Here is a 16,868-nt window from a genome sequence, read left to right as displayed (position 1 = left end):
ACCTGGTTAAAAATGCGCAACGGGTGAAACAGACTTTATATAACCAGTCTGTTTCACCCGTTTATTATTTATATCAAAGCCTTAGCATCCGGCAATTGTAAAACCCTCTCCACCCAGTTTTCATCACCTTCCTCCACAATCAAAACACGAAACCCGAACAGCTCCCCTTCTAAATGCACCCCTTCCGCATCATCCACATGCCAGTCAATACCAAATGCCGGCGGATATTCAGATGCTTTTTGACCTATACTTCCTGCCTGCTTGTTGTGCAGCTGTTTATTGATAATCCTGTAAGGAGAAATGCCAACAATCATTATCATTGCATAGTATTTCACCCAAACCATGGAAGCAGTTATATTTTGCGGCATACAAGCCACCGGTAAGTCTACTTTTTTCAAAGAGCATTTCTTTGCCACGCATATGAGAATCTCGCTGGACCTGTTCAATACCCGCAACCGGGAAGACAGGTTTCTGGAAACCTGTTTTACCACCTCGCAGAAATTTGTAGTGGACAACACCAATGCGTCAAAACTGGAGCGGGAAAAGTATATTATTATGGCACGCCTGAACCGTTACAAGGTAATCGGTTACTATTTTTCCTCTTCATTAACCGATGCGCTGGAACGTAACAGCACGCGGACAGGAAAAGCGCTGATACCCGAAAAAGGTGTAAAAGGAACTTACAACAGGTTACAATTGCCCCGGCGCAGCGAAGGTTTTGACGAGCTTTATTTTGTAAGTATTGAGAACAACCAGTTTATAATACAACCCTGGAAAGATGAAATTTGACGATCTGGACAAGAAGATGCGGGTATTTGAAACAGCCCACGACACCTGTGTATTGCCTGAAATGTATATAGTAGCCAGAATTGATGGCAGAAACTTTACGCGGCTTACCAAAGAGCTGCACGATTTTGAAAAACCCTTTGATATACGGTTCAGGGATTATATGGTGGAAACCGTTAAACACCTGATGAACTGTGGCTTCCGTGTAACATATGGCTATACAGAAAGCGATGAAATTTCACTGCTACTGGATGTGCAGGAAAACGCTTTTGGCCGCAAACACCGTAAGCTGAATTCCCTGCTCGCCGGTGAGGCTAGTGCTAAGTTTTCCCTCCAGTTGGGCGCTGTTGCCGCTTTCGACTGTCGCATTTGTGAGTTACCCAACCCAGCGCTGGTAACAGACTATTTCCGCTGGCGCAACGAAGATGCGCACCGCAATGCATTGAATGCGCATTGTTATTGGCTACTACGCAAAACGGGGCTTTCGCCCGCAGATGCCACAAACCGTATTTCGCGCATCAGTATTGCAGCAAAAAATGAATTGCTGTTCAGTAACGGCATCAACTTCAACAACCTCCCTTCCTGGCAAAAAAGAGGTTTAGGCATGTACTGGCGCGATGGAGTAAAGGAAGGCTTTAACCCGGTTACCAACAACACCGTACAGGTTACCCGCCGCGAGCTGCATGTGGAGTATGAATTACCTATGAAGGAAGCCTATTCTGATTTTATTACAGATCGCTTAACAGAAGCAGGCAGTAAAAACCAATAAGTCTCCTTATTGGTTTACACATAGTTCTATACATTTTTTCTTTCAGGATAAAACCAGCCGTAATAAGGTTACGTAAGTCTTTATGTAACCTTATTCACATTTATTAATTATCCGTAATCATGAAAAAGTGTATTCTTTTTATTTGCCTTGCTATTTCTTTATCTGTAGCTAATACAGTACAAGCCCAGGAACAAACCAAAATGGTGGGTGGCGCTGCCATGTACCCCTCTAAAAACATTGTAGAGAATGCAGTTAACTCCAAAGACCATACAACATTAGTGGCCGCTGTTAAAGCTGCCGGGTTAGTGGAAACCTTACAGGGGGCAGGGCCTTTTACGGTATTTGCGCCTACCAACAAAGCCTTTGATCTGTTACCCAAAGGCACTGTAGAAACGCTGGTAAAGCCTGAGAATAAAGCAACACTGCAGGGCATATTAACTTATCATGTAGTTGCCGGCAGGCTGGACAGCAAAGCTATTGCTGACAAAATAAAAGCAGGTGGTGGCAAAACAGAATTAACTACCGTACAAGGTGGCAAGCTGTGGCTATGGATGGAAGGAAAAAGTCTGGTGATTAAAGATGAGAAAGGCGGAATGGCTAAAGTAACCATTAAAGATGTTTACCAGAGCAATGGCGTAATTCATGTAACCGACCATGTACTGATGCACCAATAAAAAGCATTGCATTTTCTATTACCGTAAAGGCCTGTGCGCACTACTGTTTATTACGCAGGTGCCACAGGCCTTATTTATTATACAACACGCACTACTGCGCTACCGGAAACTGTGAGCTGATAGCAATTCTGTTCCATGCATTAATGGTAACAGCTGCCATAATTACCTGCGCAATATAATCTTCATTAAAATACTGTTTGGCATTGGCATAAGTGGCATCTGTTAAACCATGCTGATGTATCAGCGTTACTTCTTCCGCAACTGCCAGCAGGGCTTTTTCTTCTGCAGTAAACAGCTTGGTTTCGCGCCATGCATTCAGCAGAAAAATACGTTGCGGGGTTTCACCATTCTTCAGTGCATCTTTGGTATGCATATCTATACAATAGGCACAACCATTTATTTGCGATACCCGTATTTTGATTAACTCTTTATGAGATTTGCTAACCTGTGTAGTGGCCAGATAGCTTTCCAGCCCGTACATTGCTTTGGTAGCCTGGGGTTGCGCTTCGAGGATATTTACTCTTGTTTCCATGATTATATATTTTGTATTGTTAGTGATCTATTACAACACAAAGATGGTAAACAGCGTAACCCGAAAACTTAAGCTGGTTTAAGAAAGCCTTTTGCGCCGCAACTCGCTCAGGTATTCCGGCGTAAAGCCCAGAAAAGAGGCCAGAATTTTCTGTGGTATACGCTGTGCAAATTCCGGATAGGCGTTAATAAAAAGATCGTAAAACTCATCTTTAGACAGGCGGGTGATGTATTTAATGCGAAACAGAGAAGCCGCATAGGCGCGTTGGTATATAAGGCGGAAATACTTTTCCATCACAGGCCAGGTTTCCAGCATAGCATCCATAGACTTTTTATCAATAGCAAGCACCTCGGTTTTTTCTATAGCCTGTATGGTAAAATGCGAGCGCTGCCCCTTTACAAAAGCATCCAGATCGGTCATCCACCAGTCTTCCAGAGCAAACTGCATGGTTTGCTCCACCCCTTTTTCATCGGTAAAAAACAAACGCAGGCAGCCCTTCACTACAAAGTAGTTGTATGTACACAGCTGCCCCTCTGCCACCAGATTCTGCTTTTTACCTACCTCTATGCTTTCAAAATGCGCCAGAATACCCATAAAATCCTGTTCGGTAAGCGGTACAAATCTGCTGATATGCTTGTATAATGCTGTCATAAGTACTCAGCCTTAAATTTCCTGCTTTTAGCGGTATAGACAATGCTTTTTTACACAATGCCACTAAAATACTGTGCACCACTGGCCTGACAATTGTAACAATAAGGCAAAGCACACACTATGAATAACGCCCGTGGTACCACCTTATATCTGCTGTGTAGCTGGCTGTTGCTATGCACTGGTTGCTCAACCCAACAAAGGGGATTGTTTGGTAAAAAAACGCCCCACGAACAATACAGCAGCCGTATTACCAGTGCGGGGCTGGCTGGCAGCGAACTGGGGCAACAGTGGTTTATGGCGGCCAGCAAAGCGCTCAACACCCCGGTAAACATTACACTGCCCTACCAGGAAACCGGTTTCTTTGCCGCAGAAAAACCAGAAGCAGCGGGTTTTAGCTTTACTGCACGCCGGGGCGAACAGATACAGATTGAGATAACAGCACGGCCTGCTGACAGCTTTCGTGTATTTGCCGACCTATGGAAGCCCACAGCCGCCAACAATACACCTGAACTGCTGGCAGCGGCAGATACCACCCAATGGACCATTCAGCAAGATGCCGAAACCGATGCCCGTTTTATACTACGCCTGCAGCCAGAGTTGTTACGCAGTGGCGAGTATCAGTTGCGTATTACCACCGGCCCATCGCTGGCTTTTCCGGTGCCCGGCACCCACGCCCGTATAGGCAGCTTTTGGGGCGATAACAGAGATGGTGGCAACCGCAGCCATGAGGGCATTGATATTTTTGGTAAATTCAGAACACCGGTGGTAGCAGTAGCCAAAGGCACTATTACCAGCACCCGCCAAAACAACCTGGGCGGAAAAGTGGTGTTTCTGCGGCCAGACAAAAAGCCTTACAATATTTACTATGCACACCTGGATGAGCAGTTGGTTACCGAAGGGCAACAGGTAAACATGGGAGATACGCTGGGCCTGATGGGCAACACAGGCAACGCGCGCAAAACCCCCACCCATTTGCATTTTGGCATTTACACCAGCGGCGGCGCTGTAGACCCACTGCCCTTTGTAAAACCCGGCAAGGCAACACCCGCAGCAGTAACCGCTGCTACAGACTTGTTACAACAAAACGCCCGTTGTTCAGCCCCGGCAGTAATATATAGCTCCCCGGCCCGTAACAGCACGGTTGTTGAAAAACTGCCAGCCAATAGCGCCGTACGCATACTGGCCGCTACAGCCAGCTGGTATAAAATAATATTACCTGATAACCGGGAAGGTTTTGCAGAAAGCCGCCTGTTTACAGCAAAACCCTATAGCACCAGAACACTTACCACACCGGTGCGCCTGTTGCAAACACCAGACAGCACAGCAGCCGCCAAAAGTTTTATTGCCAAAGGCACCACTGTTAACCTGATAGGCAGTTACCAGGGCTGGCAGCTGATAGCACATGAAGAACGTTTGGGCTGGATAAGGTTATAATAAGCTTCAATTCATTTTCTTTGTTCTTAAATAATAACTCCATTATGAAATTACTGAGCTTGCTACTGTTACTGGGCATAGGCATTTTTGTAAAAGCACAGGATACCACCACCTACCAGGAACAGAAAGATATTGTGTACAGAACCGGCACTATGGATGCGTATATGAAAGAGCGCTGTAAGCTGGACATTTATTACCCCACCGTACACAAGAATGTACCTGTGGTAATATGGTTTCACGGCGGCGGCCTTACAGGTGGTAACAAAGAAATACCGCGGGAGTTGAAGCAGCAGCATATGATAATTATTGCTGCCAATTACCGGTTTAGCCCCAAAGCCAAACACCCCGCCTATATTGAAGATGCTGCCGCTACGGTGGCATGGGTATTTAAACACATAGCTGCTTACGGAGGAGATACCAGCCGCATTATTGTATCCGGCCACTCAGCAGGTGGCTACCTGGCAGAAATGATAGGGTTGGATAAGCAATGGCTCAGCAAATACAGTATAGACGCCAACCGCATAGCTGCATTGTTTCCCTTCAGCGGACAGGCCATTACCCATTTTACCATTCGCCAGGAAAAAGGCATACCTGAAAAGCAACCTACCATTGATAGCTATGCCCCGCTGTACCATGTAAGGGCCGATGCCCCACCGTTATACCTGTACACAGGAGATCGTGAACTGGAAATGCTGGGCAGGTATGAAGAGAATGCCTATCTGGCCCGTATGATGAAACTGGCTGGCCATAAGCAAACCTACCTGTACGAGTTTGATGGCTTTGACCATGGCGATATGCCCGGCCCCGGTTTTCTGCTGATGTTAAAACAATTGAAAGCGCTTTTTCCATAAGCGCTTAAACCACCCCCAGCGGCCTGTTTTTCAAATGCTTAAGTGTAAAATAAACCAACCCAAACATACAGCCAAACAGTACCGTAAACGCCCACACCCGTGCATGCTCGTACGGCCTTACCAGGTGACTGCCTATGGCATACAACAACCTGTCCGGATGCGTAAACACATGCCAGGTGTTAAACCGCAAAAACCGGCCAATATATACCCCATACCCGCAAAGCAAACAACTTACCAGTACCAGCACACTTACCCACTTTTGCCTCAGGTGCAGCTGCAGGTACTGCTCTACCTGCATCAGCGATAGTACCCCCAGCAATAACCCGTTCCAGGCGGCAGTGGTTACCAGCAGCAGATCAAACCAGGCGGGTACCGGTGGCCTTTCTGTATAGTGAAAAAGATCGGTTACAATATACGCGGCATTGGGAAAGAAAGCCAGCCAGCATAGCAGTAATACCAGTGCTTTTGTATTCCACACCTTTATAGCAGCCAGTGCCCGGCTGAATAAAAAAGGTAAGATGGCCAGAAAGGTATTCCAGATATAAAAGGCATAGGTAAGCCGCTGCATATACAGGCACCTTGCTGCCAGTAAGGCCATGGTAAACAAAACAGACAGGCTCAGCATTTTTTCCAGCGGCGTTAGCTTTCTCAACTTCATGCTATACAATTTTTAGTACAGGACTGTGTTTTACAACACGTTGCCGCTGTGGCACCGCCTGCACACGATCCATAATACGATTACATTTAAAGCTCATTTTATGCATGTACTTTTCATAACTGTTACCACCGGCACGAAACAGTTTGCGATGTGCCATCCATACCGTAACCACCGTAGCAAAAAAGAATAACCGGTAAGCTACATTGCATAAACGCTGCATAAAACGCGTTTTACCCCGAAAAATAACCGATAAGCGCTCTACCTGAAAATCGATATGCCAGGCCTCATCTATTAATATATCGGTACAAATCTGTTTAAGCAATGTACAGCCCGTTGCATCTTTAAGCGATTGGTAAAATACCTGAGCGGTGCTTTCCACTACAATTACGGCCAGCGTCCATAACTCCATGCTGGTATTAAAATACCTTATTTTTCTGAACAGCGTATCGCCCCAGTCGGCTTTAATTCTGGGTTTACCAATACTATCCAGATATTTTCCCAGGTTACCGCCATGCTTCTGCTCTTCTTTAATAAACAGGGAAACTGCCTCTGTATACAAAGGATCATTTATACGCTTAGCATACCTGTCTGCCGCCCGCAACAGATGCCTGCCATCGGATGTTTCGCCCAGCTGCCAGGCCTGCAAAGATGCTACCACCGCATCGGCCTCTCCGGGCGTTAGCTGAGGGCGCAGATTCCAGTTAACACGATGCTGTTTTGCGTTTTGGGTAAAATGCTCAATCCATTGTTTACTTGTTCTCATAACAACTGTTTTATGAATAAAAGGATGAAGACCAGACCAACTAGCACCAAATAACTTTGCAACACAAAGCATAAAAACACTAGAAAAGCGGAGTAAACCGCCACCAACTAAACTTTGAAACACAAAGTAAATACAAACCCAACAGATTCACCAAATAATTTATGCCACCCGGAAACACTTTAACATTTTCTACGCCCGGCAGGTATGACGTAGTAATGAAGTAGCCTTTTTTTTGCTTATTAATTGCAGAGCCGGGATATTTGGTTAACTGAATATGAAACAACCATCCTTACGATTGCGCTCCATAGACGCGTTCAGAGCACTGACCATGCTACTGATGATTTTTGTAAACGACGTTGGTAACGTACAAAACATTCCCGCCTGGATAGACCATGTAGAAGCAGATGTGGACGGCCTGGGATTTGCCGATACTATTTTTCCCGCCTTTCTGTTCATTGCCGGTTTGTCCCTGCCCCTTGCATTGTTACACCGTATACAAAAAGGTGCTACCATTATTGCCCTGTTGGGCTACGTGCTGCTACGGGTAGCCGCACTGCTTACCATGGGCTTTTTTCAGGTAAACATGGAAGAATATAATAGCGAAGCAGCCCTGCTATCGCGCCCTTTATGGTCTTTACTGGTAACCGTATGCTTTTTTCTGGTATGGATAGCTTACCCGCGCACACTTAGCAAAAGCGTACGTTACAGCCTTACAGGTACCGGTGTTGCCGGGCTGCTGCTACTGGCCTGGGTATATAAAGGCGGCAGCACAGAAGCCCCACAGGGTATGCAGCCGCACTGGTGGGGCATACTGGGTATGATTGGCTGGGCGTATCTGGTTTGCGCCCTGGTATTTATTGCAATACGCGACCGCCTGGCAGGTGTAACCATAGCCTGGTTGCTGTTGCTGGCACTGAACCTTTTTATACATGCCGGCTGGCTGCACTGGTATCCACCTGTAATAGGCGAAGCCTCTTCCGTTACACTGATGATGGCCGGGGTGTCTACTACCGTTATGTACCGGCATTTTACCCGTAGCAATAAATTTACAGCTGCCTTTTACTGGCTGGCAGGCGCAGGGTTAATTACACTGGCAGCAGGCTTTGCAGTAAGGCCATGGGCCGGAGGCATTTCTAAAATCTATGGCACGCCCGCATGGGTGCTTATTTGTACCGGCATAAGTTTACTGGTATTTGCTGCCATAGCCTGGTTAACAGACAGGCAAGGCAAAGAAAAGCTGTTTGCTTTTATACAACCTGCCGGCTCTTCTACCCTAACCTGTTACCTGCTGCCTTACATAGTAAACCCGCTGTTATGGATGCTGCACATTCATTACCCGCAATGGATGAGTGAAGGGATTGCGGGTTTAATACGCTCCATGTTATACGCCATAATACTGGTAAGAATAGCCGGATGGCTGGAGAAAAAACAAATACGTTTACAAATCTGATTTATGCCTGGCAATATGAAAATACAAAACCGATACACTTTACTGTTACTTACATCAGCCCTGATGGCTGTATTATCCGCTGCTGCGCACCCCCCTTCCCCAAAAGTAGTTATAGGCTATTGCGGTGGCTACCGCGGCCTGCTGAATACCGATACTATTGACGTGGCTAAACTAACCCACATCAATTATGCTTTTGTAAACCTGCGCAACAACCGGGCTATGCTGGAACACCCTAAAACAGACACCGTAAACCTGCGCAAGCTGGCAGCACTGAAAACACGCAACCCGCATTTACAGATTCTGATATCCATAGGCGGATGGAGCTGGAGCGAAAACTTTTCAGATGCCGCCCTTACCGATACCGCACGCCGCGCTTTTGCCCACAGCGCGGTTGCCATTATTCAACGCTTTAACCTGGATGGTGTTGATATTGACTGGGAATACCCAGGGCGCCCCGGAGAAGATGGCAATGTTTACCGCAAAGAAGACAAACAGAATTTTACCCTGCTGTTTCAGGCACTGCGCCAAAGCTTAGACACGCTGGAAAAAGCAACCGGTAAACACAAACTGTTAACCACGGCCACAGGTGGTTTTGCAGACTTCCTCAGCACCACCGAAATGGATAAGGCCCAGCAGTATCTGGACTATGTGAATCTGATGACGTACGACTTTTACAATGGTAAAATAGCAGGCCACCACACCAACCTGTACACCTCTGACCTATACCCCTCGGCACACGCTACAGAAAATGCTGTAAAAGCTTATCTGGCCGCGGGTGTACCAGCCAGTAAACTGGTGGTAGGCATTGCTTTCTATGGCCGTACCTATCAGCTTACACCTGGCGCACAAAAAGGCCCTGGCGATAGCGTGGTAAGTCAGCAATATGGCAAAGGCTATACGTTTATTAAAGACAGCCTTACCAACCAGAAAGGCTTTACCTACCACCGGGATAAAAAAGCAAAAGCTCCTTACCTGTACAATGCCGCCACCCGGCAGTTTATGACCTACGATGATGAATGGTCAGTAAAAGAAAAATGTGAATACGTAAAAAAGCAGCAGCTGGCCGGTGTAATGTTCTGGGAATATGATGCTGACCTCAAAGGCTATCTGTTACAAACCATACATAAACATTTATAATACCATTATAAACCTATGCGTTTCTGTTCATCGGAAACACTGTTATCCAGATTCTTTTTGGTAAACAGCTTTCCCGAACGGAAACGCCAGGTGAGTGTAATAGCTGCCGTGCGTGTGGGGCGCTTCTGATAAAAATCAATACGGGTACCCTCATATTCAGTCAGCTCTTTTTCCCGGGCAGTGTTCAGCAAATCAGCAAAAGACAAACGTAGCCGCAGCTGGTTACCCACAATATTGCGGCTGATACCCAAATCAGTATACACATACTCCGCCATACGCGCGTTGGCGCTGGTATATGGCGAATTATACTCCGCATACACATCTATATCCGCAACCTTTTTCCAGGTAACAGCATGCACGGTCTTTACCGAGAAAGAGGTACGCCGTATAACCATCGCCTGCAAATCACTTACAGACCGGAACAGTACCACAGAATTATTCACCCGCCAGCCAGGTAAGGGGGTAAGAAAGGTATTGAAGGATACGCCCCACTCCGTATACTGCGGATAGTTAGCAGACTGATGTATAATAATATTCCCTTCTGTTCGTGCTGTTTGCGCCATAAACCCATTGGTGATACGCACGTACAACTCTGCTGTGTAATTACGATGCCATACCCATGCAGCCTGCATGGAATGCGTATACTGCGGCTGCAGATCAGGATTACCAGTTAGTACTGCATAATCGTTCAGCTGTAACCGGTAAGGATTAAGATCGTTAAAAGCAGGGCGCCCCGTTTTACGGGCATAGCTGAACTGAACAGAATGGCCTTTAGCCTCATTAAGATGATACAGTAAAAACAGGGAAGGAAACAAACCCGTATAATTGCGGCGGATACGTTGTGAAGTGGTGAGCGACAACCCGGAAGACCAGGTTTGCTCGCTACGGATGCCGGTTTTAAACGTCCACTTTTTAAAGCTTTTTTCCAGGGTAAAATACGCCATCAGCAAATCTTCCCGGTAACGGAAATCATTATTGTTATCCGGCCCTCCGGTTATCAGCAACGTATTGCGCCTGCCCGTATGCACATACTTAACACCGGTACGCCACAACCATCCTGCCTTAACGGCTTTTGTATAATCAGCCTGCACAGCCAGCAACGTGGTATTACCGGGGGTATGGGTAACAGAATGCCGGTTGGCCGTTGTATCGCTGTACACAGAAGCCAGTCCGTTATACTCCTCCTTGCTGCTACGCGTATAATCTGCCATCAGCTTTAACAGGCTGCCCACCGTATCTGTTTTCCAGGTGTATACCGCATTGGTACTTTGTAAACGCGGCCGGCGCAGCCAGTCTGCCGTAGCCCGGCCGGTAAGTGTATCCTTCCCCGCACCGGTTTGCACTACGTCTGAATAGAAGTACTGCTGCAAACGACTGTAAGAAGCATTGTGCATTACGCTAAGGCTTTGTTTTGCAGACAGATCGTACACCAACGCCATACGGTATTGCATACGACGGTTATGATTATCACGCACACCCCGGTTATCTACATGCGTACCATCCGGGTAATCCGTAAGCGTATAACCGTTATAAATACTGTTATCAGCCGAATAACTGTAGCTACCGGAAGCATACCATTTACGGGCTTTCATATCCATCATAAAACCAGATGCTGTATAGGGCCGGCTCCCCTGCTGCCTGTACTGCGTATACACTGTACCACTCACACCCCGGCTGCGCGCTTTTTTAAGAATAATATGTACAATGCCTCCGGAAGAAGCAGCTTCATATTCAGCAGATGGGTTGGCAATCACTTCAATACGGCTGATGTCTTCTGAGCGGATGGTTTTCAGATATTCCGCCAGTTCTGTGGAAGACATGCGCTGCACCACTTCATTAATCATTACCGTTACGGGCTGGTTACCGGTAATACGGATAGAGCCGTTAGGGTTTACCCACAACCCCGGCGACTTTTGCAATACTTCCAGGCCGGTAAAACCGTTTGCCAGAAAACTGTTTTCTATCTGCACAATATACCGGTCGGCCTTACGGGTAACCAGCGGCCGTTCTGCACGCACCAGCACGGTATCCAGTGTGCGCACAGCATCTTTTAAGCCACCCGCAGGGGCCTGCGCCGCGCTGAAAGCTGGCTGCAGCAAAAACAAAAACAGTATATATGGTGGTAAACGCATTGTGCTTATACTTACTGGTTGAAATAAAATGAGGGGCCATATAGACATACATCCCCTCCAAACAAACTGCTTTGAGTAAAAGCATGAGGTAAAGCTAATTCAGCTATATAGTAAGTACAAGCAACACTGAGCCGTTGCAGGTTGCCATTGAGTAGTTGGCGGCTATTTGCCGGGCAGCAGTTTTTTCAGCAGCATTTCTTTGCGCGAACGCGATACATCAACCACCGTTCCATCCGTCATCAGCAAACTGCCACCTTCACCTTTGGTATACTTTTTAACCTCGTTCAGGTTTACCAGCCAGGAGTGGTGTACACGTAGAAAATGATACTCCTCCAGCATTTCTTCTATTTCTTTCAAGGTGCGCGATACTACCAGTTTCTGATTTTCTTTTAAAGTAAGTATGGTATAGTTGCTGCTGGAAGAACAATGCAGAATAGTGTCTACCGGTACAATCTGTAACCCGTCTATAGAAGGCAGGGCAATGCGGTTAACCGTAGGCTGCGGCTGCTGAAAACGTTGTAACAACAGTTCCATCTGCTGTTGCAGCAAGTTCGGCTTTTGCTGTTCCGCTTTTTGTACGGCCGCTTTCAGCTCTTCTGCATCAACAGGTTTTAACAGATAATCCAGCGCGCTGAAGCGGATAGCCCGTATAGCATACTGATCGTAACTGGTGGTAAAAATACAGTCAAACTGAACTGGCTTCAGTTGTTCCAGCACTTCAAAGCCATTGAAATAAGGCATTTCAATATCCAGAAACACCAGCTGCGGTTGCAGGGTACGTACGGTAGCTGCCGCCTCCCGTGCATCGTTACATACCGCTACCACCTCAACCTGGGGGCAATGGCGTTTAAGCAATGTTACCAATGCCTGGCAGGCATAATGTTCATCATCTATAATTACCGCTTTCATCCGTTGCGTGTTTCAGGCTTATGGTAAGAATAACCTGCGTACCGGCCACCTCACCCTTTTCATTAAATATATCTTCCATTACAAAAGAAGTACCCGAACTGTCTTCATTAAACAAAGCCAGCCGTTCTGCACTAAGCCGGTTGCCCAGCGATGCGCCTTTTTCAATAAATGTTGCCTTCATTTCAGCCGCTTTTCTGCGGCCTATTCCATTATCGCGTATACTACAGATCAGCTGTTCTTTGTTACTACTGAAATGCAACGTAAGCTGCCCTTTCCGCTCCTGATGCAGCAACCCATGCCAGATAGCATTTTCACAAAACGGTTGCAGTATAAAAGACGGCACCTGAATCATGGAAGACTGTATTCCCTCATCAAAAAGAATAAAATAATCAAACGCCTCTTTAAATCGCAGTTGCTCCATGTTCAGGTACAGGCGCAGCATTTCCAGTTCCTCCTCCAGCGTAATAGTTGATTTACCCGCGTTCAGCAACACCATACGTATAAGCCGGGCAAAGCGCGTAAGGTATTCTGAAGCTTTATCAGTTTCGTTACTTAATACAAAATGATTAATAGAGCTGAGGCAGTTAAAAATAAAGTGTGGGTTCATCTGCGCCCGCAGCGCACGCATTTCCAACTCGGATGCCCGTTGCTTCAGCCGCAGCTTTTCGTTTTTATGCCGTAGACTTACAATAACAAAAGCCAGAATACCCAGCGCAAAAAGCACCAGTACCCCTGCCACCAGCCGGTTACGCTCAGCCTTCAGCCTATCGGCCTCCAGCCCCTGGCGAAAAGCAAACAACTGCCGTTTCAGGCTTTCCGTTAACACCGAATCTTTTATAGCCGTGTATTTACGCAGATACAGCAACGCCAGCGGCGCATTATTCCAGGCTTCGTAAACCTCAGCCAGCACCGCATAAGCATCCCTTTTACTATGCCTGGCCCCACGGGAAGACGAAAATGCCAGCGCCTCCTGCGCCATATATACCGCGCTATCATACGCACCGCGATGCAGATACACCCTCGCAAGCCCCAGCGCACAACCCGTTAAGGTATTTGCATCCATAGGGCTTAATCCCTCACGGTGCAAAGAATCGTAATACAGATAAGCAGAATCGTATTTCTTTTCATGCAACAGCAAATCACCCAACCGCATCCGCACCACCTTACTATTGGGGTTACCTGTTAAAGCCTTGCTGTAATAGTAACGTGCCTGAGCGCTGTTACCCTCCAGGGCACTCAACTCACCCAGGCGATGGTTCAGTTCGCGGTAGGGATATTCACCTACCCACAAATCCAGCGCTTCTGCTTTGCGGTAGTACTCCCGCGCTGTTTCATAATCGCCCATGCTTTTATACAAACTACCCACCTGCACCAGCGACAGCGCAGCATTATGATCGTTCTGCCGGTTACTGTATATCTCCAGCGCTTCTGAAACGGCTATAAAAGCATTTTCATAATCGCCCTGATCATCATATACATTACTCAGAATACGCAATGCACTGCCGATATCCTCTTTAGACCGGCTGCGACGCAGATAACGTAAACTGAGGTGAAGCGTATCTACTGCCTGGGAAAAACGGCCCTCGTACCAGATGGCCTGCCCTATTCCAAACAATGCCAGGCCGGTTAAACGGTCGTTGTTCAGCGCAGTAGCCATATCCAGCGCTTTATAGTATCTCACGCTGGCTTCCTGTGGTCTGAAACGCCACAGTTCTTTATTACCGCTCTGAAACATATGCCAGCAGTCATCCTTTCCGTCTGCAAAGGCAAACGTACACCAACAACAAGCCAGCAACATCAATACTACCGGTATCCGCATACCGGCAATATAAGGCTAAGCCGTTAAAATACAGTGCTTATAAAATGAGAATGAGCCATTGACGGCTCCGGGTGAGTAAACAGCGCCTAAGGCTGCTTTGGTGCAGGAAAAACCGGCGTTTTTACCACAGGTGCTTCCCAACCCTCGTAAATGCCTTTGCATTTTTTTATCTCCCGGTTCAGCGTAAGCGTAATACGGGTAATAGATTCCAGATCAACCAGATCGGAACGGATCATCTTTAGTTTGTACAACAGTTCGTTTTCTATCCGTTTTACGCTGGTTTCCAGTGCGTAGCCGTTAGCCGAAGCATAAGCAATAAAACAACTCCTGTCTTTTTCCGTTACAAAGTCTACCTGATGAATCACCGGGCGTTCAATAGTAAGATTATCCCCACCCTGTACCAGCTTCATAATTACCTTCTGGTTCTCCATACGCTCCGCATTCTCCTCGTTGGGGTAAAGAATATCTTTGTACGCATTCCACAACCTGTCTTCCCTTATAATAATATAGGGCTTGTAAGTAGGAAAATATACTTTAAACAGCGTGGTCATCCGCTCGCGTATACGTGTAGTATCCTGCACGTAAAAATAATCCAGCCGGTCGCAACGGTAAGTAAAAGTGCCCACCATGCGGTTACGTACCAGTTTGTCCAGCTTGGCTTTTAAAGTATCAGATATAACATAACACTTCTCCAGCTCAGCCTGGGTAGGCATACCATCACTGTTACAATCTTTACACATAACACCTATAGCAGCCACATAATTTAATCCACGTAGCGGCGCTGTTTTATGCAGCGACAAATCTACCATTACCGAACTCAGGCCTTTTTTATAGGCAGCTGTATAGGTATCCCAGTCTTCTTCCTGACTCTGCGCCGGCAAAGCAAAAAACAATAAAAACAGGGCTAACCAACCTGCGGAAATGCGGACATTCTGATACATGCTAGAAAAGATTGCTGCAAGATTAGGACTATTCCCCTTATTCTGTCCCTGGAAGAATCCTAAATTTTCCCCACGCCGCCCTGTTTTTACTGCCAGGCGCTAATGCCGGTGCTGTGCGGAATCTACCGCCGAACCGTTTGCGCCAGGCAGAGAATCGCCCAGCTTACCTGTACTGGGCATATAAGCCGTATCAGCCGGTGCCGGATCAGGCGTATTAATAAAGGTAGAATCTTCGTTGTTGTCGTCCTTTGATTGGCCTGGGCTGCAACTGATAGCTGCTGTGCAGGCTACGGCTGTAAATAATAACATTAACTGCTTTTTCATAATATATGTGTTTTTATGGTTATTACAACAGTTAACAAAATCATTCCCGGGTGGGAATGATTTTGTTACGCAAATCCGTAAACCAATCCACAACACTATGAAAGGAGTTATTACCACCATTGCATTGGCGTTGCTATGCAGTGCCTGCGGCACCAGTGCCCGCATAGAAAAAAGCTGGCGCGATCCGGATGTAAATGTAAACATAGCCGCCCTGCACAAGGTACTGGTAGTGGCGCTGCTGAAAGATGAAACCAGCCGCCGCACGGTAGAAGACAAGCTGGTTACTTATCTGAATGGCAAAGGCGTACCCTCGTATTCTTTTCTTACCCAAAACATCCGTAAGGAAGATGAAGAAAGCATCCGCAATCAGGTACGCAACGGAGGGTTTGACGGCGTGGTAATTATGCGCCTGGCCGATGTGGACAAAGATGTTACCTATGTGCCCGGCAACTACCCGCCTTATTATGGCTTTTACTGGCGGTACTATTGGCGCGCCTGGAATTCATTTTACGACCCTGGTTATTACCGCACCACCAAAACCTACACCGTAGAAACCAACGTATACTCTCTCAAAAGCGACAAACTGGTGTGGAGTGGCCTTACCAGCAGCGTAGACCCGGCAAATGTAGATAAGCTGATGAACGCCTCTGCCAAATCGGTATATAAAGAAATGAAGCGCCAGGGCTTTTTAACGGGGGTATAAACCTTTACAAATCATTCTATAACAATGCCAGCGCCTTTCTGATGCCTGGCATACTTTTTTTTATAAAGTAGTTTAAATAAGTACCTATGAAAAAATCACTACACAACAGCACCGCTGCTGAAACTATTGATGTAAACGACAGCGCTGCCTTTTCCACGTTGCGCCAAAAACTGGGCATCAGCCGCAGAGATCTGCTGGCAGCCATTCAGAAAGCAGGAAACAATATTAAAAAGATTGAAAAATACCTGCGTACCCAGTCAGCCAACCGCTCGTCCCTTCTGGGAGATATTTAACCAATCCGTTTATTCTTCAACCCTCCCATACTGCCCCCTATT

General features: G+C 46.8%; 19 protein-coding genes. 9 read left to right on the top strand and 10 right to left on the bottom strand.

Translation table 11 applies throughout. The features are described from left to right. Positions 1 to 68 precede the first annotated feature (68 nt). Positions 69 to 398 carry a hypothetical protein gene (locus IEY13_RS00610; protein ID WP_188951243.1) on the bottom strand — a complete coding sequence of 110 codons (330 nt, stop codon included), beginning with the start codon at positions 396 to 398 and terminating at the stop codon, positions 69 to 71. 22 nt (positions 399 to 420) lie between these two features. Between IEY13_RS00610 and IEY13_RS00605 the strand changes: the two genes are divergently transcribed. The 3 genes from IEY13_RS00605 (at position 421) to IEY13_RS00595 (ending at position 2,229) form a co-directional block, all read left to right on the top strand. Beyond that, positions 421 to 789 (top strand): ATP-binding protein, encoded by a 369-nt coding sequence (locus IEY13_RS00605; protein WP_229687654.1) that lies wholly within the window; start codon positions 421 to 423, stop codon positions 787 to 789. Continuing rightward, positions 779 to 1,555, top strand: a complete 777-nt coding sequence (locus IEY13_RS00600; RefSeq protein ID WP_188949654.1) for a tRNA(His) guanylyltransferase Thg1 family protein — start codon at positions 779 to 781, stop codon at positions 1,553 to 1,555. Before IEY13_RS00605 ends, IEY13_RS00600 begins: the two co-directional genes overlap by 11 nt. Before the next feature lie 119 nt (positions 1,556 to 1,674). Next, complete coding sequence (locus IEY13_RS00595) at positions 1,675 to 2,229, top strand: fasciclin domain-containing protein (RefSeq protein WP_188949652.1); 555 nt, start codon at positions 1,675 to 1,677, stop codon at positions 2,227 to 2,229. A 91-nt stretch (positions 2,230 to 2,320) separates the two neighbouring features. Here the strand turns inward: IEY13_RS00595 and IEY13_RS00590 are convergent, their stop codons facing one another. Together IEY13_RS00590 and IEY13_RS00585 are read right to left on the bottom strand one after the other, a co-directional pair. Next, positions 2,321 to 2,761, bottom strand: coding sequence for a carboxymuconolactone decarboxylase family protein (locus IEY13_RS00590; protein WP_188949650.1), 441 nt, complete (start codon positions 2,759 to 2,761; stop codon positions 2,321 to 2,323). 78 nt (positions 2,762 to 2,839) lie between these two features. Next, positions 2,840 to 3,412 (bottom strand): Crp/Fnr family transcriptional regulator, encoded by a 573-nt coding sequence (locus tag IEY13_RS00585; protein ID WP_188949648.1) that lies wholly within the window; start codon positions 3,410 to 3,412, stop codon positions 2,840 to 2,842. A 120-nt stretch (positions 3,413 to 3,532) separates the two neighbouring features. Between IEY13_RS00585 and IEY13_RS00580 the strand changes: the two genes are divergently transcribed. Then, positions 3,533 to 4,846 carry a M23 family metallopeptidase gene (locus IEY13_RS00580; RefSeq protein ID WP_188949646.1) on the top strand — a complete coding sequence of 438 codons (1,314 nt, stop codon included), beginning with the start codon at positions 3,533 to 3,535 and terminating at the stop codon, positions 4,844 to 4,846. Positions 4,847 to 4,890: 44 nt separating this feature from the next. After that, the gene (locus IEY13_RS00575; protein WP_188949644.1) at positions 4,891 to 5,697 is read left to right on the top strand and encodes an alpha/beta hydrolase; all 807 of its coding nucleotides are present in this window, start codon (positions 4,891 to 4,893) and stop codon (positions 5,695 to 5,697) included. Between the two features lie 4 nt (positions 5,698 to 5,701). Here IEY13_RS00575 and IEY13_RS00570 read toward each other — a convergent pair whose 3' ends face one another. Beyond that, the gene (locus tag IEY13_RS00570; protein WP_188949641.1) at positions 5,702 to 6,355 is read right to left on the bottom strand and encodes a DUF1361 domain-containing protein; all 654 of its coding nucleotides are present in this window, start codon (positions 6,353 to 6,355) and stop codon (positions 5,702 to 5,704) included. A gap of 1 nt (position 6,356) precedes the next feature. After that, positions 6,357 to 7,118 (bottom strand): ferritin-like domain-containing protein, encoded by a 762-nt coding sequence (locus IEY13_RS00565; RefSeq protein WP_188949640.1) that lies wholly within the window; start codon positions 7,116 to 7,118, stop codon positions 6,357 to 6,359. A gap of 274 nt (positions 7,119 to 7,392) precedes the next feature. On the opposite strand from IEY13_RS00565, the gene IEY13_RS00560 reads away from it, so the two are divergent. Continuing rightward, positions 7,393 to 8,568 carry a DUF5009 domain-containing protein gene (locus IEY13_RS00560; RefSeq protein ID WP_188949638.1) on the top strand — a complete coding sequence of 392 codons (1,176 nt, stop codon included), beginning with the start codon at positions 7,393 to 7,395 and terminating at the stop codon, positions 8,566 to 8,568. Positions 8,569 to 8,631: 63 nt separating this feature from the next. Further along, complete coding sequence (locus tag IEY13_RS00555) at positions 8,632 to 9,705, top strand: glycoside hydrolase family 18 protein (protein ID WP_229687652.1); 1,074 nt, start codon at positions 8,632 to 8,634, stop codon at positions 9,703 to 9,705. A 5-nt stretch (positions 9,706 to 9,710) separates the two neighbouring features. Here the strand turns inward: IEY13_RS00555 and IEY13_RS00550 are convergent, their stop codons facing one another. The 5 genes from IEY13_RS00550 to IEY13_RS00530 all read right to left on the bottom strand — a co-directional run bounded on the left by IEY13_RS00550 (position 9,711) and on the right by IEY13_RS00530 (position 15,830). Then, positions 9,711 to 11,837, bottom strand: a complete 2,127-nt coding sequence (locus IEY13_RS00550; protein ID WP_188949634.1) for an outer membrane beta-barrel family protein — start codon at positions 11,835 to 11,837, stop codon at positions 9,711 to 9,713. A gap of 162 nt (positions 11,838 to 11,999) precedes the next feature. Next, positions 12,000 to 12,746 (bottom strand): LytR/AlgR family response regulator transcription factor, encoded by a 747-nt coding sequence (locus IEY13_RS00545; protein WP_188949632.1) that lies wholly within the window; start codon positions 12,744 to 12,746, stop codon positions 12,000 to 12,002. Next, positions 12,724 to 14,565 (bottom strand): tetratricopeptide repeat-containing sensor histidine kinase, encoded by a 1,842-nt coding sequence (locus IEY13_RS00540; RefSeq protein ID WP_188949630.1) that lies wholly within the window; start codon positions 14,563 to 14,565, stop codon positions 12,724 to 12,726. The genes IEY13_RS00545 and IEY13_RS00540 overlap by 23 nt, the downstream gene beginning before the upstream one ends. An 86-nt stretch (positions 14,566 to 14,651) precedes the next feature. Further along, positions 14,652 to 15,506 carry a DUF695 domain-containing protein gene (locus tag IEY13_RS00535; protein WP_188949628.1) on the bottom strand — a complete coding sequence of 285 codons (855 nt, stop codon included), beginning with the start codon at positions 15,504 to 15,506 and terminating at the stop codon, positions 14,652 to 14,654. A 99-nt stretch (positions 15,507 to 15,605) separates the two neighbouring features. Beyond that, entirely contained in the window at positions 15,606 to 15,830 is a 225-nt protein-coding gene (locus IEY13_RS00530; RefSeq protein ID WP_188949626.1) for a hypothetical protein, read from the bottom strand. Between the two features lie 97 nt (positions 15,831 to 15,927). Between IEY13_RS00530 and IEY13_RS00525 the strand changes: the two genes are divergently transcribed. Together IEY13_RS00525 and IEY13_RS00520 are read left to right on the top strand one after the other, a co-directional pair. Continuing rightward, positions 15,928 to 16,533: a DUF4136 domain-containing protein gene (locus tag IEY13_RS00525; protein ID WP_188949624.1), complete on the top strand. Its 606-nt coding sequence runs from the start codon at positions 15,928 to 15,930 to the stop codon at positions 16,531 to 16,533. Between the two features lie 86 nt (positions 16,534 to 16,619). Further along, positions 16,620 to 16,826, top strand: a complete 207-nt coding sequence (locus IEY13_RS00520; RefSeq protein ID WP_188949622.1) for a DUF3606 domain-containing protein — start codon at positions 16,620 to 16,622, stop codon at positions 16,824 to 16,826. Positions 16,827 to 16,868 lie beyond the last annotated feature (42 nt).

The organism is Filimonas zeae (assembly GCF_014641615.1).
GTDB classification, from domain to species: domain Bacteria; phylum Bacteroidota; class Bacteroidia; order Chitinophagales; family Chitinophagaceae; genus Filimonas; species Filimonas zeae.
The sequence above is the reverse complement of the archived record's forward strand: the minus strand, read 5'-3'. Positions and strand labels throughout refer to the sequence as shown.

Bases quoted from the DNA above. Each gene is read 5' to 3' on its own strand.
- IEY13_RS00520 (WP_188949622.1), top strand. From the start codon at position 16,620: ATGAAAAAATCACTACACAACAGCACCGCTGCTGAAACTATTGATGTA.
- IEY13_RS00550 (WP_188949634.1), bottom strand. From the start codon at position 11,837: ATGCGTTTACCACCATATATACTGTTTTTGTTTTTGCTGCAGCCAGCT.
- IEY13_RS00575 (WP_188949644.1), top strand. From the start codon at position 4,891: ATGAAATTACTGAGCTTGCTACTGTTACTGGGCATAGGCATTTTTGTA.
- IEY13_RS00585 (WP_188949648.1), bottom strand. From the start codon at position 3,412: ATGACAGCATTATACAAGCATATCAGCAGATTTGTACCGCTTACCGAA.
- IEY13_RS00525 (WP_188949624.1), top strand. From the start codon at position 15,928: ATGAAAGGAGTTATTACCACCATTGCATTGGCGTTGCTATGCAGTGCC.
- IEY13_RS00600 (WP_188949654.1), top strand. From the start codon at position 779: ATGAAATTTGACGATCTGGACAAGAAGATGCGGGTATTTGAAACAGCC.
- IEY13_RS00545 (WP_188949632.1), bottom strand. From the start codon at position 12,746: ATGAAAGCGGTAATTATAGATGATGAACATTATGCCTGCCAGGCATTG.
- IEY13_RS00570 (WP_188949641.1), bottom strand. From the start codon at position 6,355: ATGAAGTTGAGAAAGCTAACGCCGCTGGAAAAAATGCTGAGCCTGTCT.
- IEY13_RS00595 (WP_188949652.1), top strand. From the start codon at position 1,675: ATGAAAAAGTGTATTCTTTTTATTTGCCTTGCTATTTCTTTATCTGTA.
- IEY13_RS00560 (WP_188949638.1), top strand. From the start codon at position 7,393: ATGAAACAACCATCCTTACGATTGCGCTCCATAGACGCGTTCAGAGCA.
- IEY13_RS00590 (WP_188949650.1), bottom strand. From the start codon at position 2,761: ATGGAAACAAGAGTAAATATCCTCGAAGCGCAACCCCAGGCTACCAAA.
- IEY13_RS00605 (WP_229687654.1), top strand. From the start codon at position 421: ATGAGAATCTCGCTGGACCTGTTCAATACCCGCAACCGGGAAGACAGG.
- IEY13_RS00535 (WP_188949628.1), bottom strand. From the start codon at position 15,506: ATGTATCAGAATGTCCGCATTTCCGCAGGTTGGTTAGCCCTGTTTTTA.
- IEY13_RS00530 (WP_188949626.1), bottom strand. From the start codon at position 15,830: ATGAAAAAGCAGTTAATGTTATTATTTACAGCCGTAGCCTGCACAGCA.
- IEY13_RS00555 (WP_229687652.1), top strand. From the start codon at position 8,632: ATGGCTGTATTATCCGCTGCTGCGCACCCCCCTTCCCCAAAAGTAGTT.
- IEY13_RS00565 (WP_188949640.1), bottom strand. From the start codon at position 7,118: ATGAGAACAAGTAAACAATGGATTGAGCATTTTACCCAAAACGCAAAA.
- IEY13_RS00540 (WP_188949630.1), bottom strand. From the start codon at position 14,565: ATGCGGATACCGGTAGTATTGATGTTGCTGGCTTGTTGTTGGTGTACG.
- IEY13_RS00580 (WP_188949646.1), top strand. From the start codon at position 3,533: ATGAATAACGCCCGTGGTACCACCTTATATCTGCTGTGTAGCTGGCTG.